The sequence below is a fragment of the Bradyrhizobium sp. CCBAU 45321 genome, from assembly GCF_028128975.1.
GTDB classification, from domain to species: domain Bacteria; phylum Pseudomonadota; class Alphaproteobacteria; order Rhizobiales; family Xanthobacteraceae; genus Bradyrhizobium; species Bradyrhizobium yuanmingense.
In genome coordinates this window covers 135708-152936 of the sequence record NZ_LFKZ01000130.1, presented here as the reverse complement: position 1 = coordinate 152936, position 17229 = coordinate 135708, and the positions used below count along the sequence as shown (strand labels likewise).

At 63.7% G+C, this 17229-nt stretch carries 19 protein-coding genes; 10 read left to right on the top strand and 9 right to left on the bottom strand.

Features of this window, described 5'->3' with window-relative positions; all coding sequences use genetic code 11:
- A complete protein-coding gene (locus tag ACM43_RS33245; RefSeq protein WP_271545872.1) occupies positions 1-2616 on the bottom strand; it encodes an autotransporter outer membrane beta-barrel domain-containing protein in 2616 nt (871 codons plus the stop codon).
- Between the two features lie 250 nt (positions 2617-2866).
- On the opposite strand from ACM43_RS33245, the gene ACM43_RS33240 reads away from it, so the two are divergent.
- A complete protein-coding gene (locus tag ACM43_RS33240; protein WP_157283186.1) occupies positions 2867-3205 on the top strand; it encodes a hypothetical protein in 339 nt (112 codons plus the stop codon).
- A 6-nt stretch (positions 3206-3211) separates the two neighbouring features.
- Here ACM43_RS33240 and ACM43_RS33235 read toward each other — a convergent pair whose 3' ends face one another.
- Positions 3212-3679, bottom strand: a complete 468-nt coding sequence (locus ACM43_RS33235; protein ID WP_271545869.1) for a YbaK/EbsC family protein — start codon at positions 3677-3679, stop codon at positions 3212-3214.
- A gap of 41 nt (positions 3680-3720) precedes the next feature.
- Positions 3721-4452, bottom strand: coding sequence for a haloacid dehalogenase type II (locus ACM43_RS33230; protein WP_225126556.1), 732 nt, complete (start codon positions 4450-4452; stop codon positions 3721-3723).
- A gap of 208 nt (positions 4453-4660) precedes the next feature.
- Between ACM43_RS33230 and ACM43_RS33225 the strand changes: the two genes are divergently transcribed.
- Together ACM43_RS33225 and ACM43_RS33220 are read left to right on the top strand one after the other, a co-directional pair.
- Positions 4661-5623, top strand: a complete 963-nt coding sequence (locus ACM43_RS33225; RefSeq protein WP_271545867.1) for an ABC transporter substrate-binding protein — start codon at positions 4661-4663, stop codon at positions 5621-5623.
- 149 nt (positions 5624-5772) lie between these two features.
- Positions 5773-6069, top strand: a complete 297-nt coding sequence (locus ACM43_RS33220) for a hypothetical protein (RefSeq protein WP_157283080.1) — start codon at positions 5773-5775, stop codon at positions 6067-6069.
- Between the two features lie 123 nt (positions 6070-6192).
- Here ACM43_RS33220 and ACM43_RS33215 read toward each other — a convergent pair whose 3' ends face one another.
- Complete coding sequence (locus ACM43_RS33215; RefSeq protein ID WP_271546511.1) at positions 6193-6564, bottom strand: winged helix-turn-helix transcriptional regulator; 372 nt, start codon at positions 6562-6564, stop codon at positions 6193-6195.
- A 159-nt stretch (positions 6565-6723) separates the two neighbouring features.
- Here ACM43_RS33215 and ACM43_RS33210 point away from each other — a divergent pair, with 159 nt between their 5' ends.
- Entirely contained in the window at positions 6724-7458 is a 735-nt protein-coding gene (locus ACM43_RS33210) for an SDR family NAD(P)-dependent oxidoreductase (RefSeq protein WP_271545864.1), read from the top strand.
- Between the two features lie 132 nt (positions 7459-7590).
- Here ACM43_RS33210 and ACM43_RS33205 read toward each other — a convergent pair whose 3' ends face one another.
- A complete protein-coding gene (locus ACM43_RS33205) occupies positions 7591-8475 on the bottom strand; it encodes an amidohydrolase family protein (protein ID WP_128266238.1) in 885 nt (294 codons plus the stop codon).
- 309 nt (positions 8476-8784) lie between these two features.
- Here ACM43_RS33205 and ykgO point away from each other — a divergent pair, with 309 nt between their 5' ends.
- The 3 genes from ykgO (at position 8785) to ACM43_RS33190 (ending at position 10050) form a co-directional block, all read left to right on the top strand.
- Positions 8785-8910 (top strand): type B 50S ribosomal protein L36, encoded by a 126-nt coding sequence (gene ykgO / locus ACM43_RS33200; RefSeq protein ID WP_006611362.1) that lies wholly within the window; start codon positions 8785-8787, stop codon positions 8908-8910.
- Between the two features lie 119 nt (positions 8911-9029).
- Positions 9030-9665: a tetratricopeptide repeat protein gene (locus ACM43_RS33195; protein WP_157283076.1), complete on the top strand. Its 636-nt coding sequence runs from the start codon at positions 9030-9032 to the stop codon at positions 9663-9665.
- 124 nt (positions 9666-9789) lie between these two features.
- Positions 9790-10050: a hypothetical protein gene (locus ACM43_RS33190; protein WP_271545862.1), complete on the top strand. Its 261-nt coding sequence runs from the start codon at positions 9790-9792 to the stop codon at positions 10048-10050.
- Between the two features lie 7 nt (positions 10051-10057).
- Here the strand turns inward: ACM43_RS33190 and ACM43_RS33185 are convergent, their stop codons facing one another.
- Complete coding sequence (locus ACM43_RS33185) at positions 10058-10240, bottom strand: hypothetical protein (RefSeq protein ID WP_028180446.1); 183 nt, start codon at positions 10238-10240, stop codon at positions 10058-10060.
- Positions 10241-10568: 328 nt separating this feature from the next.
- On the opposite strand from ACM43_RS33185, the gene ACM43_RS33180 reads away from it, so the two are divergent.
- Positions 10569-11525: an alpha/beta fold hydrolase gene (locus tag ACM43_RS33180; protein WP_271545859.1), complete on the top strand. Its 957-nt coding sequence runs from the start codon at positions 10569-10571 to the stop codon at positions 11523-11525.
- A gap of 117 nt (positions 11526-11642) precedes the next feature.
- On the opposite strand, the gene cycA is transcribed toward ACM43_RS33180, so the two are convergent.
- On the bottom strand, positions 11643-12038 hold the full coding sequence (gene cycA / locus ACM43_RS33175; protein ID WP_157283070.1) for a cytochrome c-550 CycA: 396 nt from the start codon (positions 12036-12038) through the stop codon (positions 11643-11645).
- Positions 12039-12266: 228 nt separating this feature from the next.
- On the opposite strand from cycA, the gene ACM43_RS33170 reads away from it, so the two are divergent.
- A complete protein-coding gene (locus ACM43_RS33170) occupies positions 12267-13760 on the top strand; it encodes an FAD-linked oxidase C-terminal domain-containing protein (RefSeq protein ID WP_271545857.1) in 1494 nt (497 codons plus the stop codon).
- A 5-nt stretch (positions 13761-13765) separates the two neighbouring features.
- Here ACM43_RS33170 and ACM43_RS33165 read toward each other — a convergent pair whose 3' ends face one another.
- A complete protein-coding gene (locus ACM43_RS33165; protein WP_271545855.1) occupies positions 13766-14536 on the bottom strand; it encodes a hypothetical protein in 771 nt (256 codons plus the stop codon).
- Between the two features lie 220 nt (positions 14537-14756).
- Positions 14757-16334, bottom strand: a complete 1578-nt coding sequence (locus ACM43_RS33160) for a cation:proton antiporter (RefSeq protein WP_085968676.1) — start codon at positions 16332-16334, stop codon at positions 14757-14759.
- A gap of 97 nt (positions 16335-16431) precedes the next feature.
- On the opposite strand from ACM43_RS33160, the gene ACM43_RS33155 reads away from it, so the two are divergent.
- Complete coding sequence (locus ACM43_RS33155; protein WP_271545852.1) at positions 16432-17190, top strand: tetratricopeptide repeat protein; 759 nt, start codon at positions 16432-16434, stop codon at positions 17188-17190.
- Positions 17191-17229 lie beyond the last annotated feature (39 nt).

Sequence of the window (17229 nt, the reverse complement as noted above, 5' to 3'; positions counted from 1 at the left end):
TCAGAATTCGCTGCGGACCAGGCCGCGCAGCGTGTGACGGTCGTATCCCGGCGCGAACGCGCCCTCGTACGAGGCCTTGAACGATGTCGCGGTCGTCAGATCCCACCGGATTTCGGCGCCGGCAAGCGCCACCGTGCGCGCGCGCTCGACGCCGGTGATCGCGAACGGAATGCCGGGTGCGCCTTCCAGAGCCGCCGTCGTGGTTGCCGCGCTGCCGGTAAACTCATGACGAACGGCAATGGTCGCGCCGAACTGTGCCGCGTGGCCATTCGGCATCATCATGCGCTGGCTGCCGCGCAGGCCAGCCGTGCCATAGCCGAGGTCGAAACTGCCGCCTCGCACCAGCTGATTTACCCCCGGCGCACCGGCCTCTGAAAGACTGCCCTGGCGTGTCGCGTACCAATCGGCCTTGGCAAAGGGCTCGGCGACAAGACCCCATCCGGTCTGGAACGGCCGCGAGATGCCCAGCGAAGCGGCAAAGGTGTTTGCGCGCGAAGCGGCAGTTGCCGTCTCGCCGAGGAACGCGATCGTGCGTGAGGAGTCGAGCGCCGCGAAGGAATAGCTGATCGCCGATGCGAGATTGAATCCGCCGGCTTCGCCGCGCGCGTAGACGCCGGCATGCCCGGCATTGGCCTCGATGCGGTCGGCGCGGCCGGCCATGCGCAGCTGGCCGGTCGATGCGCCGATCGCGAGGCCTGCCGTAAAGCCCGGCCTGTGCCAGAGATCGGCACCGAGCGCGGCGCCGGCGATGGTCGTATTGGTTCCGAAGGCAATGTCGCTCGCGGCCACCTTGTCCCAATTGCCATAGCCGCCAAACCAGACGCTCTGCATCGGCGCCGCGCGGCGGCGGTTCAGCGCCTTGCCGATCGGGTCCGTGGGCTCCGGCGCATAGGCGGACGCGGTCATCCGAACGGTCTCGCCGCGCGACTGCGTTCCGGCGCTCCACATGAAGCTCTGGAACATGTCGGCCTGATCTGCGACGAAGCGGCGTCCATCGGCGTGGATTTGACCGGCCAGGTCGTCGAGGCCGGCCTTGATAACAGGCGTATTGAGCGCGGCGAGTGTGTTGATCGCAGTGGCCAGCAGTCCCGATGCGCCGCCGAGCTGTGCCTGATCGAGTGCGCCGGCCACCGCAGCCTGGTTCGGCGTCAGCCCCGACAACGTTCCGAAGCCGCCGATCTGCTGCAGCAGGAAATAGACGTTGTTGGCATCGTAGCTGAGCTGCCCCGTGACCAGCGGGCTGCCGGAGCTCGTGAGCGCCGCGAACGTGCCGCTGACGCCGCCGGCCGCCGAGAGGATGGTGTATTGCGTATTGGCGATAAAGCCCGCGCCGAGCGGCACGATCTGCACCGTCCCGCCGTTGAGCGTCGCGGTGCCCGTTGCCGCGATTCTGTCGGACTGGCCGGCGGGGTTGATCTCGACCTGGAAGGTCGAGCCGGCATTGAAGGCGACGTTGCCGTTGACGTTGAGCGTCCCGATCGAATTGCCGGGCGCGACCATGCCGCCATTGTTGACGACGATTCCGCCGACCGTGCCGGTGCCGCCGAGATAGCCGCCATTGATCGTGACGACCGAGGGCAATGTGCCGTTCACGATCAGGCCGCCCGCGTCCACTGTCGTCGCGCCGTTGAAGGCGGTGGTGCCGGTCAGCGTCCAGACGGAGTTGCCGTTCTTCTTCAGTTGCTCGAACTCGTCATATTGCAGGCCGGGGCCGAGATTGCCGAGGTCGAACGTGGCGCTGCCAATGCTGCCGAAGTTCAGCGTATCGGTACCGCTCCCGCCGCGAACATTCCCGGTGATCGTCGCGCCCGGCGCGAGGCCGAGCTGATCATCGCCGCCATTCAGCTCGATCGCTCCGCTGCCGCCGCCCGAGATGGCGCCGGCGTTGAAGATGGTGTCGCTGCCGGAAGAGCCCTGGATGGCGAGGAAGAAGCCGCCGGAGATCGTGCCGCCATTGACGAGCGAATTGCCGCCGGCGATGAATTGCACGCCGGTATGGCCGCCGCCGATCGATCCGCTGTCATAGACGAGGACGACATTGCCGCTCGACGTCCCGCTGATCCGGAGCCCCGTCGTGTTTGCCCCGGTGCCGACCGCCGTCCCGCGAATGTTGACGAGATTGTCGTTCGAATTGTCGATGACTATGGCTGCTTCGGCGTTGCCCGTACCCTCCGCGATCCCACCGGCCGCGATCGTCACATTGTTGTGGATCGATCCGTTGGAGAGCAGAACCGCTCCGCTGTAGGTCGAGGCTGTCGCCTGATTGTTGACGGTAATGTGCGAGGCGATGGTGCCGTCGAAAACGACCGCAGGTATGCCTGCGCCCGGCAGCAGCGACGTCGTGGTGCCGTCACCGACATTCACGGTGACGTTGCTGCCGCCGGTGGCGTTGATGTGATCGGTGTTGCCGAGGCCGGTGCAGGTCGCGACGTCGCCCGAATTGAGCGCGCCGATCGTGCCCGTGCCGGCCACGGTGCAGGCGGCGCGCGCCGGGCTGGACGTCAGGACGGGGAAGGCGAGCACGATGGGCGCCAGCGCGGTGGTGACCAGCAGCTTGCGGCGAAAGATTGCGGCCGTGCTGGCGTTTTGCGCATAGACCGGTTGTGCAGTCGGCATCGACGTTCCCCTCATTGCAGCACATTGCTAGCGGGAGCGCCCTCATCCTTCTTGGCGTCAGGCGAAATGCCTTATGGCGAAAGGCGCAAGACGCCGGTTTGCCTCGGCCCTGTTGCTGAGGCGCCACGGACCAAAGCGTCAGCGAGAGCCGCCATGGTTCCTGACCCGTTTTCACAATTTGTTGTTGGTCCAGAACCGGCTCCCGCCTCATTGATTGATGAAAATCGACGGGAATCGGGAAGGATCTGACATGCGGACAGAGCGGATAGCGCTGGGTGTCGTGCTCGCGATCGGCGGCATCGTCGCGCCGGGCGCAGCATTCGCCCAAGAATATCGCGGGACCATGGAGCAGCAGATGGCCTGCACGCCGGATGTCTGGCGTCTCTGCAGCGATCAGATTCCCGATGTGAACCGCATCGTGGCCTGCCTGCAGCAGAATACGCCGCAGCTTTCGAGCGGCTGCCGAGCGGTATTCCAATCCAACAATCAGATGCCGCCGCAGCAACAGGTTCCGCGCGGTCGCGCCGCTCCGCCACCACGCTACATTGCTCCGCCGCCTCCACAGCGGCCTTACGACGAGGACGAATAGCGCCGCTCAGGGCCTGTGCTCGCAGACGTCGACCCATTCAGCCGCGGTCAGCTCGGCCATCCGCTCCGGTGTGATGCGCACCGCGCTATGGGTCGAGCCGGCAGCCGGCACCACAACATCGAAGGCCTTCAGCGAGACGTCGCAATAGATCGGCAGCGGCGACTTCAGGCCGAAAGGGCAGACGCCACCGACCTCGTGTCCGGTGATGTCGGCGACTTCCTCCAGACCCAGCATCTTCGGCTTGCCGCCGAACTGCGCCTTCACCTTCTTGTTGTCCATGCGCGAGGTGCCGCTCGCGACGATCAGGACCACGCGCTCGCCGATCCGCAAGCTCAGCGTCTTGGCGATCCGTCCCGGCTCGACGCCATAGGCTTCGGCCGCCAGCGCCACGGTCGCGGAGCTGATCGGAGATTCGATGACGGAGATGTCGGGGGCTTTCTCGGCGAAGAAGGCGCGAACGGATTCCAGGCTCATTCCGGGCAGCTCATTCCAATCTTACAGGCGGGCAACGACCCCTAAGCGATTCCCGGCAGCTCGGAGAGGGCGCGGACACGATGATCCGGCGCAAAGCCGAGCTCATCCATCTGGGTGCGGATCGCCTTGAACATGGTGAGCGGTGCCACGAGTTCGTTCTCGACGCAAGCCAGCGCCATCGCTTCGGGCGTCACCCGCTCGATCCAGGCAACCTTCAGTCCGAACGATTTTGCCCCAGCGGCGTCCCATGGATTGGAGGAGACGAACAGAACCTCATCAGGCGCGGTGCCGAGCACCTCGCCGATCAGCTCATAGGCCTGCGGGCTCGGCTTGAAGATCTTCTTCGCGTCCACGCTGATGGTTGCATCGAGCAGACGGTCGAGACCGGAATTGCGCACCAGCGCATTGAGCATGTCCGGGCTGCCGTTGGAGAGGATGGCGAGCTTGCGCGGTCTCAGGGCCGCAAGCGTTTCCGCCGCATCCGGATAGAGATCGAGATGCAGATATTTCTCGATGACGCGCTCGAATGCCTCGCTCTCATAGGCGAGCCCGAGTACACGCAGCGTATAGGCGAGGGAATCGCGCGTGACCGCGTCAAAATCCTGGTAAGCTTGCATCAGCGAGCGCAGCCAGGTGTATTCGAGCTGCTTGATGCGCCAGACCTGCGTGATGATCTCGCCATAGCCCGGAAACGCATCCTCGGTGACGTCCGCGACCGACTGGATGTCGTAGAGCGTGCCATAGGCGTCGAAGACGACGGCTTTGATGGGCATTGGCTGTCCTCCCGGGGTTGTGGTCACAGGAACTCCGATTGGGGCGTGTGTATAGTTCGTCAGCTTACCAGAGCTAAGCGGACGTCTGCCACTGCAAGTGTGTGATTGGCAGCTTGTGACCCGAAGCAGTCATTGCACCCGGTATAGTCTCACGAAAAAAGTGCTAAGCTGATCGTCCCACAGGCGTGATCCCTAGAGGGAGCGACGCATGCGACGGCGGGAATTCATAGCCTTCAGCGGTGCCGTAGCAATCCTCCCCTTTGCTGCGGGGGCTCAGGCCCAAGTCCGCCGCGTGGGTGCGCTCCTAGCTAGCCCTCTAAGCAGGCCAATTCTCGAAAGAGTATTGAAGGAGAAAGGTTGGCTGTTGGGTCAGAACCTGCTCATAGACTATTGCATAAGCGATGGCGATACTGAGGAGAGCCGCAAGTGCGCGCGCGAATTGATCTCGTTGAAGCCTGATGTCTTGTTCGCGGTTACCAACACGTCGATGGCGTCACTGCAAGCTGAGGGGTCTAACATCCCGACCGTATTCGCGATGGTCAGCGATCCGATTGGAATGCGCTATGTCGAGACTTTCGCGCGGCCCGGTCGTAATGTTACCGGCTTCACTGCCTTTGTACCATCTCTCGGGGGTAAGTGGGTCTCCCTGCTGAAGGAAATCGCGCCGCAGATTCAGCGGATCGGCGTTGTCTACAACCCAGAACCGGGGAATAACTCTGCTGCGTTTCTCGCTTCGATAAAGGCCGTCGCACAAACCTCCGGAGTGGTTTCGGTGGAGACGCCCCACGGCGATAGCTCCAGCATCGAACGGCTAATCCTATCTCTCCAAGACGCGCGGAACGCTGGTCTTGTTTTTCTACCTGACGCACTGACTGCCGCACGACGGAAGGAAATGACCGCGCTTGTTGCTAAGTGCAGGTTGCCCGCGATCTACTTCCTACGACTATTCTGCGATGTAGGGGGTCTTGTTTCGTATGGAGTAAACCTCAATAAAATATATGCAGGCGCGGCATCCTACGTTGATCGAATTTTGCGCGGCGCCAATCCGGCGGACCTGCCAGTGCAAGCTCCGACCGAATTTGAATTCATCATCAACCGCAAGACCGCGAGAGTGCTCGGCTTGGAATTACCCGAAAGCCTCCTAGCCCGCGCCGATGAAGTTATCGAATAGAGAGCCGACTTCCACTTGTGGCCCTTAGCAGACTTCGTGCGCATAGCGTCCAGTTAGGAAGTCGATATCTTAATTGATAGACTTCGATCTGCTCGGCAAGCCCTTCTCTAGGAATTAGCCAGTACAAACCAGGGCGAAGGATTCTGGCCATGTACTTCCTCACTGCCTGTCTGATCGTGGTCGTCTTGAGTGCTGTGGTGGCGTATCGTCGAGCTGGATCTCTACCGCGAAACCTTCAGGGACGGCTGGACCGTCAGCAACGGCGTGCAGCGATGTGGCCCTTTTTCTGCGCAGGAATTTGTGCACTGGGGCTGCTCGGACTTCATCAGGTTCTAGACAGGCAAGAAATCGGTCCCATCGAAACGGACTATCTTCTCGTGCTCATCATGCTTATCACCTCTTTCTTTGGTGGTTGGTTTCTTGGCGTCATTGGCTGGATGGATTGACCGCGGACAAGCTGTCATGGGTTTCGGCATCGTCCGGTTTTGACCCAAGTCGGACGCAAGTCGAGTTGCGGCAACGCGCTGCTATCAGGGGCGGAGCAGACCTCAGACGACGAGCAGCGCAAGCTAGCCAGCCGGCTGACGTTCTCGCCGCGGCCAGGTCGCCCTTTCGGCAAACACCTGGCTGACCTCCGCCATGTGCTCGGTGCCCCACGTGCAGAGCGGCACCAGCGCTTCGGCGAGGCTCTGGCCCAGAGGCGTGAGGCTATAGTCCACCCGCGGCGGCACCTCCTTGTAGTCGGTCCGCTTCACCAGGCCATCGGCCTCCAGCTCCTTGAGCTGCTGGATCAGCACCTTGTCGCTGACGTCGCGGATGGCGCGCCGGAGTTCGCCGTAACGGGTCGGTCCGTCCTGGGCGACGAAGTAGAGGATCAGCGGCTTCCACTTGCCCGAGACGACCCGCAAGGTCGCATCGAGGCCGCAGGTGAAGCCGGGCAGGTTCGGTGTGCAACGTTGGACGTCTGCTTGGGCTTGCGCCGGCGGGGAGATGAAGTCTGAATGGTCTGACGACATTTTTGGGTACTTACCAAAAGGTGCATACTTGTGGTTAGGTAGGTAGGCCGCCAGCTCAGTGCAACCTCAATGAAGGAGCACATCATGAGCAGACTACAAGGCAAGACGGCGGTGGTGACGGGCGGTGGAACGGGCATCGGGCTCGGAGCCGCCAAACGGTTCGTCGATGAGGGCGCATTCGTCTATCTCTTCGGGCGGCGGCAGGAGCCGCTCGACGCTGCGCTCGCGCAGCTGGGGTCCTCAGCGCGCGCCGTCAGGGGATCGGTCACCGATCTGTCCGACCTCGACCGGCTGTATGCGACGGTGAAGGCCGAACGCGGCAATGTCGACGTCCTGTTCGCCAATGCCGGGACCGGCGCGTTTGCGCCGCTCGGCCAGATCACCCCCGAGCACTATGATCAGATCTTCGATGTCAATGTGAGGGGGCTGGTGTTCACCGTGCAGAAAGCCCTGCCGTTGATGCGCAGGGGATCGTCGATCATCCTGACCGGCTCGAGCACGGGCGTGATGGGGACGCCGCAATTCAGCATCTACAGCGCGACCAAGGCGGCGATCCGCAATCTCGCGCGCAGCTGGGCGCTGGACCTGCGCGGCACGGGCATCCGCGTCAACGTGCTGTCGCCGGGGCCGACCAAGACCGAGCTGGCGCTGGAGGTCGTGGGCGAGGAAGCCTTCGATGCACTCGGCAGCGCCACGCCCATCGGGCGCGTTGGCGACCCCAGCGAGACCGGCGCGGTGGCCGCATTCCTGGCGTCCTCCGACAGCAGCTACATGACGGGCGGCGAGGTTTTCGTCGATGGAGGCCTCGCGCAGGTCTGATGTCTCGTTCACCTCTCCCGCTTGCGGGAGAGGTCGGCGCGAAGCGCCGGGTGAGGGCTTTCTCCTCTCGGTGACTGTCCCACTGCGGAAGCACCCTCTCCCCGACCCTCTCCCGCAAGCAGGAGAGGGTTACTAGATCCCCAGCAGCTTGCGCGCGTTCGCCTTCAACACCTTCGGCCGGATCTCGTCGCGGATGTCGATCTTGGCGAAATCGGACAGCCAGCGGTCCGGCGTGATCACCGGCCAGTCCGAGCCGAACAGCATCTTGTCCTGGAGAATCGAGTTGATGTAGCGCACCAGGATCGGCGGGAAATATTTCGGCGACCAGCCCGACAGGTCGATGTAGACGTTCGGCTTGTGGGTCGCGACCGACAGCGCCTCTTCCTGCCAGGGGAAGGAGGGGTGGGCGAGGATGATCTTGAGGTCGGGGAAATCGGCCGCGACGTCGTCCATGTACATCGGGTTGGAATATTTCAGCCGCATCCCCATGCCGCCGGGCATGCCGGAGCCGACGCCGGTCTGGCCGGTGTGGAACAGCGCGATCGCGCCGCCATTGTTGATCTCTTCGTAGAGCGGATAGGCCATGCGGTCGTTGGCGTAGAAGCCCTGCATTGTCGGATGGAATTTGAAGCCGCGCACGCCGTATTCCTCGATCAGCTTGCGTGCCTCGCGGGCCCCGAGCTTGCCCTTGTGCGGGTCGATCGAGACGAAGGGGATGAGCACGTCGAGATGCTCGGAGGCGATCTCCAGCATCTCCTCGTTCTTGTAGCGGCGGAAGCCGGTCTCGCGCTCGGCATCGACAGGGAAGATCACCGCGGCGATGTTCTTGGAGCGGTAATAGGCCGCGGTCTCGGGCACGGTCGGCGGATGCTTATGCGGCGACTTGAAATACTCCGCCATCTGCGCCTGGAAATCGTCATAGCCGTCGTCGGGATGGGTGCCGCAGGGCTCCTCGGCATGGGTGTGGATGTCGATGGCGACGACTTTGTCGATATCAGGCAGCTTCAGCTTCGGCATGGGTGTCCTCCCGACGGGTTGCCGAATTGATTATAGGATATAACGAATTTGGCAAGGCCGCGTTGGAGGCCCTTGAAGTCACTGCAAGAAAATCGGGCCGATCCGGCCGCTTCTACTGTGCATGGGGTTGTTTTCACGTTTTGCCGGGCCGCACGGGCAGTTAACATTGACATGACCTCCCGCCATGCCTTAAGAACCGCTCCGTCCCGGGCGGTCGGTCTGCCAGCGGGAAAAATCTCATTTTGCCACATTCGCGCGTGCCGAAACGGTAGTGCCGAACACGGCCTTTCGAACGTTCAGGATTCTGCCATGAAGGTCCGTAACTCGCTGAAATCGCTGCGCGGTCGCCATCGCGCCAACCGCCTGGTCCGCCGCAAGGGCCGGGTCTATGTGATCAACAAGGTGCAGCGCCGCTTCAAGGCGCGCCAAGGCTGATCTGAGCGGCTGACCACGCCCGGCCGGGCGCTTTCGCGCGCCCGCAAGACCACGGTCTCACACGAGTTTGACGCCGCCTTTGCTTTGCAAGGGCGGCTTTGCGCGTTTAGACTTGCACCATGGCAGTGAGATTCCGTTTCGCGCGCACCCTGTGTCTGGCCCTCGTGCTGGGAACCGCCGGCCTTGCTCCGGCCGCCCTGGCCCAGCAGGTCGAGCCGCCCGGCAAGCAGAAGAAGCTGCCCGAGGCGCCGTCAAAGCTGCCGAAGGTCGACCGCAGCAAGAATCTCGATTTCCTGTTCGGCGCGCTGAAGGCGGCGCCCGATGAGGCCAGCGCCAAGCATGTCGAGGCGCGGATCTGGGCGATCTGGCTGCAGACCCCGAGCGACACCGCCGCGCTCCTGATGTCTCGCGCCAAGACCGCGGTCGATGCGAAGAAGATCGACGTCGCGATCAAGCTCCTGGATTCGATCATCAAGCTCAGGCCCGATTACATCGAGGCCTGGAACCGGCGTGCGACGCTCTATTACATGCAGAACGATTATGGCCGCTCGCTCGCGGACATTCAGCAAGTGCTGATCCGGGAGCCCCGCCATTTCGGCGCGCTCGCCGGCCTCGGCATGATCATGCAGGAGGTCGGGGACGAGAAGCGCGCGCTAGATGCCTACCGCAAGGCGCTCGCCGTCAATCCGCACCTGGAAAAGATCCCCGACCAGGTCAAGGCGCTGACCGAGAAGGTCGAAGGCCGCGACATCTAGCTATAACTCGATCATTTCTTGAGCGATCGCGGCCGCCGCGGATTAACCACGATCCGAGCCGGGGCGTCGCAAGGACTATTGCGGGGCCTGTTGCAGGCCTACCTGCATGGCAGGAGCGAAAGCCATGAAGCATTTGATGGTCACAGCGACATTGCTGCTCGCGTCGGGGACGGTGAGCTTCGCCGACGGACTGTTCTGGGTGGTCGGCAATCGTGCCACCGGCAAATGCACCATCGTGACCAGCAATCCAGTCATCATTGGCGACATCTGGTTCGGCGACGGTCCCTACAAGTCCAGGGCCGATGCCAAGCTTGCGCGCTCGACGATCCGCGCCTGTCCCCCGGTCACGCCCGAGGAAGAAAAGCAGGAGGAGGGGGCGAACTAGGCTGCGCTTAATGCAGCACGCTGCTGCCGCGCTCGACCAGGCCGCGGTCGGCGGCTGCGGCGTAGGCCTTTGCCAGCTCGGTCTCGAGATGCTCGTTGATCAGGAGCAGCGCCCGCACGGCACCGCGCAGGTCGCCGTTGCAGCTCGCGACGATTTCGTCGATTGCAGTATCGTTCGATCTGAAGCTCATCGAAAATTCTCCGGTTCAAACCAGGACAATCCTGCCGGTCTTTCCCGCATCCCCTGATGTTGCGAGGAGGATCGGCACCCACCCGCGCCTAGATGGCGGAACCGACCATGGCGATTATATGGAAGCTGCGATGACGCCCGCATGAAGCTGGTCCGAAGCTTGCGTGCGGCTTTGAACATCCCTGATTTCATTGAGTTTTCTCGATCGGCAATTATGCACATATCCACAGCCCCTGCATTTTCAGTGGAAGCGCGCACCGCCGGCGGCGAAACTGCCGACCGAGCAGACCCGTAACTGCCCCGTGCCCAGGATCACCCGGATTCTCTCCATGATCGTGATGTCAGTCGTGACGGCGCTGGTCCTGCTGGCGCTGCTCACGCAGGCCGGAGTCGTCGCCGTGCAGCGGGCCTTTCCGCCGCAGGGGCGCATGATCGAGGTCGAGGGCGCCGCGCTTCACGTCGTCGAGCTCGGCCCGCGCGAGGCCGCCCCGCCGATCGTGATGCTGCACGGCGCGAGCTCCAACCTCGAAGCGATGCGGCGGCCGCTCGGCGATCTCCTCGCGAGGGATCATCGCGTGATTCTGATCGACCGCCCCGGCCATGGCTGGAGCACGCGCGCAAGCCGGCAGGATTCGACGCCGCAGATTCAGGCGCGCATGATCGACGAGGCGCTCGGCAAGCTCGGGATCGATCGCGCGGTCTTCGTGGTGCATTCCTGGAGCGGCGCCCTCGGCGCGCGGATCGCGCTCGATCACCCGCGCCGCGTGGCGGGCCTCGTGATGCTCGCGCCCGTCACGCATCCCTGGCGCGGCGGTGTCGGGCGCTACAACGAGATCATCGCAACGCCCGTGATCGGCCCGCTGCTCGCCTACACGATCACGCTGCCGCTCGGCTATTTCATCACCGAAGCCGGCGCCCGCGACGTGTTCCTGCCGCAGACCATGCCGGATGGTTTCGTGCAGGACTCCGCGACGCCGCTCCTGCTGCGCCCGCGCGAGTTCATCGCCAATGCCTATGATCTGGTGACGCTGAAGGAGTCGGTCGCCGCGCAAGTCGCGCGCTATGGCGAGATCACCGCACCTGTTACGATCATTGCCGGCGAGCCCGACAAGACGGTGAGAACCAATATCCACGCGCGTCCGTTCGCCGCGGCTGTGTCGAATGCAAAGCTGATCGTGCTGCCCGATCTCGGCCACATGGTGCAGAACGCCGTGCCGGATCTCGTGAAGGCGGAGATCGAGACGATGATCGGACACATCGCCCCGGCGCAGGCGGTCGCCGACTAAAGCGTTTTTCGAGCGAAGTGGAAACCGGTTCGCGCGAAGAAACGCGTCAAAACAAGAAAGCTAGAGCTTCGATTCTGGTCCGATCGGAACCAAAGCTCTAGCGTCCGCCTCGTGCGCTTACTGCTTGATCTTCCCATCCTTGTCGTATTGGGCAAGGAAGGCCCAGAGATTGGTGATCTCTGTCTCGTTCTTGATGCCGGCGAACGCCATCTTGGTGCCGGGGATCTTGGCCTTGGGGTCCTTGATGTATTCCTTGAATGTGGCCTCGTCCCAGGTGATGCCGGAATTCTTGTTGGCGTCCGTGTAGCTATAGCCCTCAGCCGTGCCCGACTTGCGGCCGTTGAGGCCGTTGAGCTCCGGGCCGACCTTGTTCTTGGCGCCTTCGCCGATCGCGTGGCAGGCCAGGCACTTGTTGAACGATGTCTTGCCGGCCGCGACATCCTGCGCCATCGCGGCGGGTGCGGTGGCAATGACGGTGAGGATCGTCAGCGCGCCCAAAGTCAGTTTTGTCATAGTGTGCTCTTCGTCTCTTCCCGGGTCAGATGGAGGGTCGTGGTTTTGGCAGGTCCGATGCAAGTGGACAAGCCGCGAAACTTTGACAGGTTTCCTGCTAGCAGACTTGCCCCAGAGAGAACTTGCGCTGCAACAAAGCAATGCGACCTTCGGAGGACCTACCCAAAGACGACAAGACATGATTGATTTGCCCAGATAATTCCATCCGTCGGACGAAGGCTTCTTAAAATGGCCATCATGATGCCCGCAAGCGACCAGGCCGTGCTGGCGCGTCGCAGCGAAATCGTCGCCGCCTTGCGCGCAATCGTGCCGGGCGAGGGCGTGATCGACAGCCTCGCCGAGATGCGGGCCTATGAATCCGACGGGCTGACCGCGTATCGGCAGCCGCCGATGGTCGTGGTGCTGCCGGATACGACCGAGCAGGTCTCGCTCGTCCTGAAATATTGTGCGGCGCAGAACATCAAGGTGGTGCCGCGCGGCTCCGGCACTTCGCTGTCCGGCGGCGCGCTGCCGCTGGAGGACGGCGTGCTGCTCGGCCTCGGCAAGTTCAAGCGCATCCGCGAGATCGATTTCGACAACCGCGTCGTCGTCACCGAGCCCGGCGTCACCAATCTCGCAATCAGCCAGGCGGTCGCCCATGCCGGCTTCTACTACGCGCCCGATCCGTCCTCGCAGATCGCCTGCTCGATCGGCGGCAACGTGGCGGAAAATTCCGGCGGCGTGCACTGCCTGAAATACGGCATGACCACCAACAACGTGCTCGGCTGCGAGATCGTGCTGATGAGCGGCGAGATCCTGCGCATCGGCGGCAAGGGCTGCGAGAATCCGGGCTATGACCTGATGGGCGTCATCACTGGTTCCGAGGGCCTGCTCGGCGTCATCACGGAGATCACGGTGCGCATCCTGCAGAAGCCGGAAACGGCGCGCGCGCTGATGGTTGGCTTCGCGCAGGTCGAGGCGGCCGGCGAATGCGTCGCGCGCATCATCGGCGCTGGCATCATCCCCGGCGGCATGGAGATGATGGACAAGCCCGCGATCCACGCCGCGGAGGCCTTCGTCCATGCCGGCTACCCGCTCGATGTCGAAGCGCTGCTCATCATCGAGCTCGACGGGCCCAAGATCGAGGTCGACGAGCTGATCACGCGCGTCGAGGCTATTGCGAACGCTTGCGGCTCGACCACCTGCCAGATCTCGACTTCGGAGGCCGAGCGCAACCTGTTCTGGGCCGGCCGCAAGGCCGCATTCCCCGCCGTGGGCCGCATCTCGCCCGATTATCTCTGCATGGACGGCACCATCCCGCGCGGCGCGCTGCCGAAGGCGCTGGCGCGCATCCGCGAGCTCTCGGAAAAGTACCAGCTCGGCTGCGCCAACGTGTTCCATGCCGGCGACGGCAATCTGCACCCCCTGATCCTCTACGATGCCAACAAGCCCGGCGAGATCGAGCGCGCCGAAGCCTTCGGCGCCGACATCTTGCGCGCCTGCGTTGAGTTCGGCGGCGTGCTCACCGGCGAGCACGGCGTCGGCATCGAGAAGCGCGACCTCATGCCCGACATGTTCAGCGAGATCGACCTCAACCAGCAGCAGCGCCTGAAATGCGCCTTCGACGCGAAGGGCCTGCTCAATCCCGGAAAAGTATTTCCGACCCTGCACCGCTGCGCCGAGCTCGGCCGCATGCACGTCCACGCGGGCAAGCTGGCGTTCCCGGATTTGCCGCGGTTCTAGGCCGCCTACTGGGCCAGCGCCAGGATGCCGCCGGCAAATGCGTGCCACGCCGCCGTTTCGCTGACCGGCCAGTTGAGCACCTTCACCGCCAGAAGCGCGAGCGTGCCCGTGATGTACACCGGATGCACGCGGCCCTCGGCGCGCCAGTCGCGCACCATGGCGACGACGAGCAGAAGGGAGGCGGCGACAGCAGGCGCGATCGTCACAGGCACCGGCGGCGGGCCGGGCGGTCCTGATGGTGCGAGGAAGGTCAGGAACCAACGCGCGATCGCGGCGTCGAGGATCGAGACCGCCGCGAGCAGCATCAGGCGCTTGTGAACCTCGAGCCTGCGCGTGTTCATGATGGCGAGCACGAACACCACGGCAAAGAACGCGATGCCGCTCAGCGGCACGATCGAGAAGGCGATGCCGGCATCGGCCTGTCCCAGCGCCGCGGCGTTCTTCATCGAGGTCACGGACGCGAAGAAGCCAGAAATGACCATCGCGGTCGCGAGCGAGACGCCGACGATGCCGCACGAGCGGTGGTTGACCACACGGCCCGAGGCGGCGAGCCAGGTCTGGAGCACGAAGTAAAGCGACCAGGTGAAGAACAAGAGTCCGTGAAAATGGATCACCGGGCTTGCGGACAATGTCCGGTGAGCGAGCGGCACCCAATAGGTCGGTGCGAAGCCGAGAAAGGCAGTGGCGGCGCAGGCGAGCGCCATGTGGAGATAAAAATATCGTGCAGGCGAGGCATCACGCGCGCGTACACGACGGTCGTCAATCAGGGTCGTCATCAGGGGTGAGTCTGGAAAGGCGGCGTTTGGTTCAACGTCTCCCCGTCCACCCTCCGGTGTCGTCCCGGACAAGCGTAAGCGCAGATCCGGGACCCATAACCATAAGATGTAGTAGTATCACTCGCCGGCAACTCCGAGTCTTCGCCAAACAGAATTTCGTGGCTATGGGTCCCGGATCTGCGCGCGCTTTGGGCGCGCTTGTCCGGGACGACAGCGGAGGTTAACCCCCCGCGCTCAATTCTGCGCGATCGAGCTCCTCCTCGAGCCGATGAAACGCATCGTCGCCGATCACCTCGGTGGCGCGCAGGTCGAAGATCGCCTTGCGCGCGGCCTCGATAGCGCGGCGGCGCAGGGGATCGGCGGGCAGTTCGCCGTTGCTGATGCCGCCGTTGGGATCGGTCTCGGCCTGCATCAGGATGGCGCGATATTCGAGCCGCAGGATTTCCGCCTCCTCCGACGGATCGCTCTCGATCGCATCGAGCGCGGCGCGATAGGCCACGGCGCGGCCGCGGGCGACCTCGATGCCGACGGGATCGTCGTCCTTGAGGTTGAAAGCGAGGATCAGCGGCCGCAGCGTCAGGCCCTGGATCACCAGCGATCCCAGCACCACCGCAAACGCGATGAAGACGATGAAGTCACGATAGGGAAAGTTTTCCGGCAGGGCAAAGGCGGTGGCGAGCGTGACGAGGCCGCGCATGCCGCACCAGGAGATGATGAGCCCGCCCTTGGGCGAGGCCACCTGCTGCGGATCCTTGGGATGATAGAGCCCCTGCGCGATCAGCACCCGCAGGCTCGTGCGATAGAACGTCACCCAGAACAGGCGTACCAGGATCACCGTAAGCAGGATCCAGGCGGCGGCCACGCAATATTCCCAGCGCACGTCCGCATCCAGCCGCGTCCAGATCGGCCGCATCTGCATGCCGATCAGCATGAAGGCGAGCACGTTGAGCACGAACACGGTCGTCTCCCATACCGCATAGGACGGCACCCGCAGCCGCGCCGGGATGCGCGCCGGCGCGGTGCGCGCGACCGTGATGGCGTAGACCACGATGGTGAGGATGCCGGAGAGACCGAGATGCTCGGCGGCGATCCAGACCATGAAGGTGGTGGCGAACTGCACGATGATGGCGCTCGGCGCCTCCGTCACCCGCTCCATGAACAGCGGAATGATGCGGCCTGCGGCTAGACCCGCGATGACGCTGCCGACCAGCGCCAACGCCATGGTCGGAGCGACCTGGCTCCAGGTCAGATGCTCGGTGGCGACCGCGCCGACGGCGATGCGATAGATCAGCAGCGCACTGGCATCGTTGAGCAGGCTTTCGCCCTCCAGCACCTTGACCATGCGGTGGGGCAGCTTGACCTGGCTCAGGATCGCAACCGCAGCGGCCGCATCCGGCGGCGCCACGATGGCGCCGAGCGCGACCGCGGCGGCCCAGGGCATGTCGGGCATCAGCCGGTGCGCGACATAGGCCACGGCGGCCGTGGTCAGGCCGACCGCGGCCACCACCAGGGTCGAGACCGGAACCCAGTTCTTGCGAAGGTCGCGCAGCGACGTGTCGAAGGCGGCATCGAGCAGGACCGGCGCGACAAAAAGGGCAAGGGCGAGGTCCGGCTCCAGCGTCCAGGAGGGGCTCGACGGCACGAAGGCGATCAGCGCGCCGCCGATGGCGAGAAAGGTCGGGTAGGGCACCTTGATCCGCCGCGCCAGCGCCGATAAGCCGACCGCGCCGAGCAGCAACACAATGATCCATTCGAATGTCGACACGATGATCCCCGAAGCCGATTTCAGCGGCGCCACAAGCTAGCACCAATCCGGCCGTATGATCGATAGTGCGGCTTCAAGGCCAGAGCTTAACCAAGAGCTTAACATCGACGACAAGGCTCGACTGCAACGCATGCGTTTTCTCATTCAACTGATCGGCGCCGGACTGCTCTATGCGCTCTCGTTCGCCCCGGCCGATGCCGTGACCGGCGGCGAGCCGGTGGCTGTGACGCAGGTCGATGTCGCGCCCTGCCTCGCCGCGACCGCAGCCGATGACATGGACAAGGCCGCCACGGCCTGCGCCGAAGTGATCGACAACGAGAAGACGACGAAGGGCGATCTGATCAAGGCTCTGATCGCGCGCGGTGCGCTCTATGCGCGGCACGATCAGGTCGACCATGCCATCGCCGACGACAGCCGTGCTCTTCTGCTCGATCCCGGCCTTGCCGACGTCTTCAATGCGCGCGGCGAACTCTGGCTGAAGAAGGGTGACAAGCCGAAGGCGGTGCAGGATTTCGGCGCAGCGCTCAGGATCGATCCGAACCACGAGAAGGCCAAAGCCAATCACAAGGCGATGGCGCGCGAGATCGAGCGGATCGGCGCGCAGATGGCGGTCGCCGGCAAGCCCAGCTTCAATTGCGGGCGAGCGCGTCGGGCGGTGGAACGGGCGATCTGCGGCAATCGCGAACTCGCCGATCTCGATCGCGAGGTCTTTGCCTCCAATGCCCGTGCGATCCGGGAGGCGCGCAATGCGGCCGAGGCCAAAGCGCTCCAGCGCGAGCAGGACGAGTTCATCGCGCGCCGCAATGCCGATTTCGGCCGGCCGGGATACGATCTGAAGAAGGCGATGCAGCAGCGCTTGCAGCGGCTGAACGGTGTGGATGGATATTGAGACTTTCGCCTCTCCCCGCAAGCGGCAGGGCAATCGCAT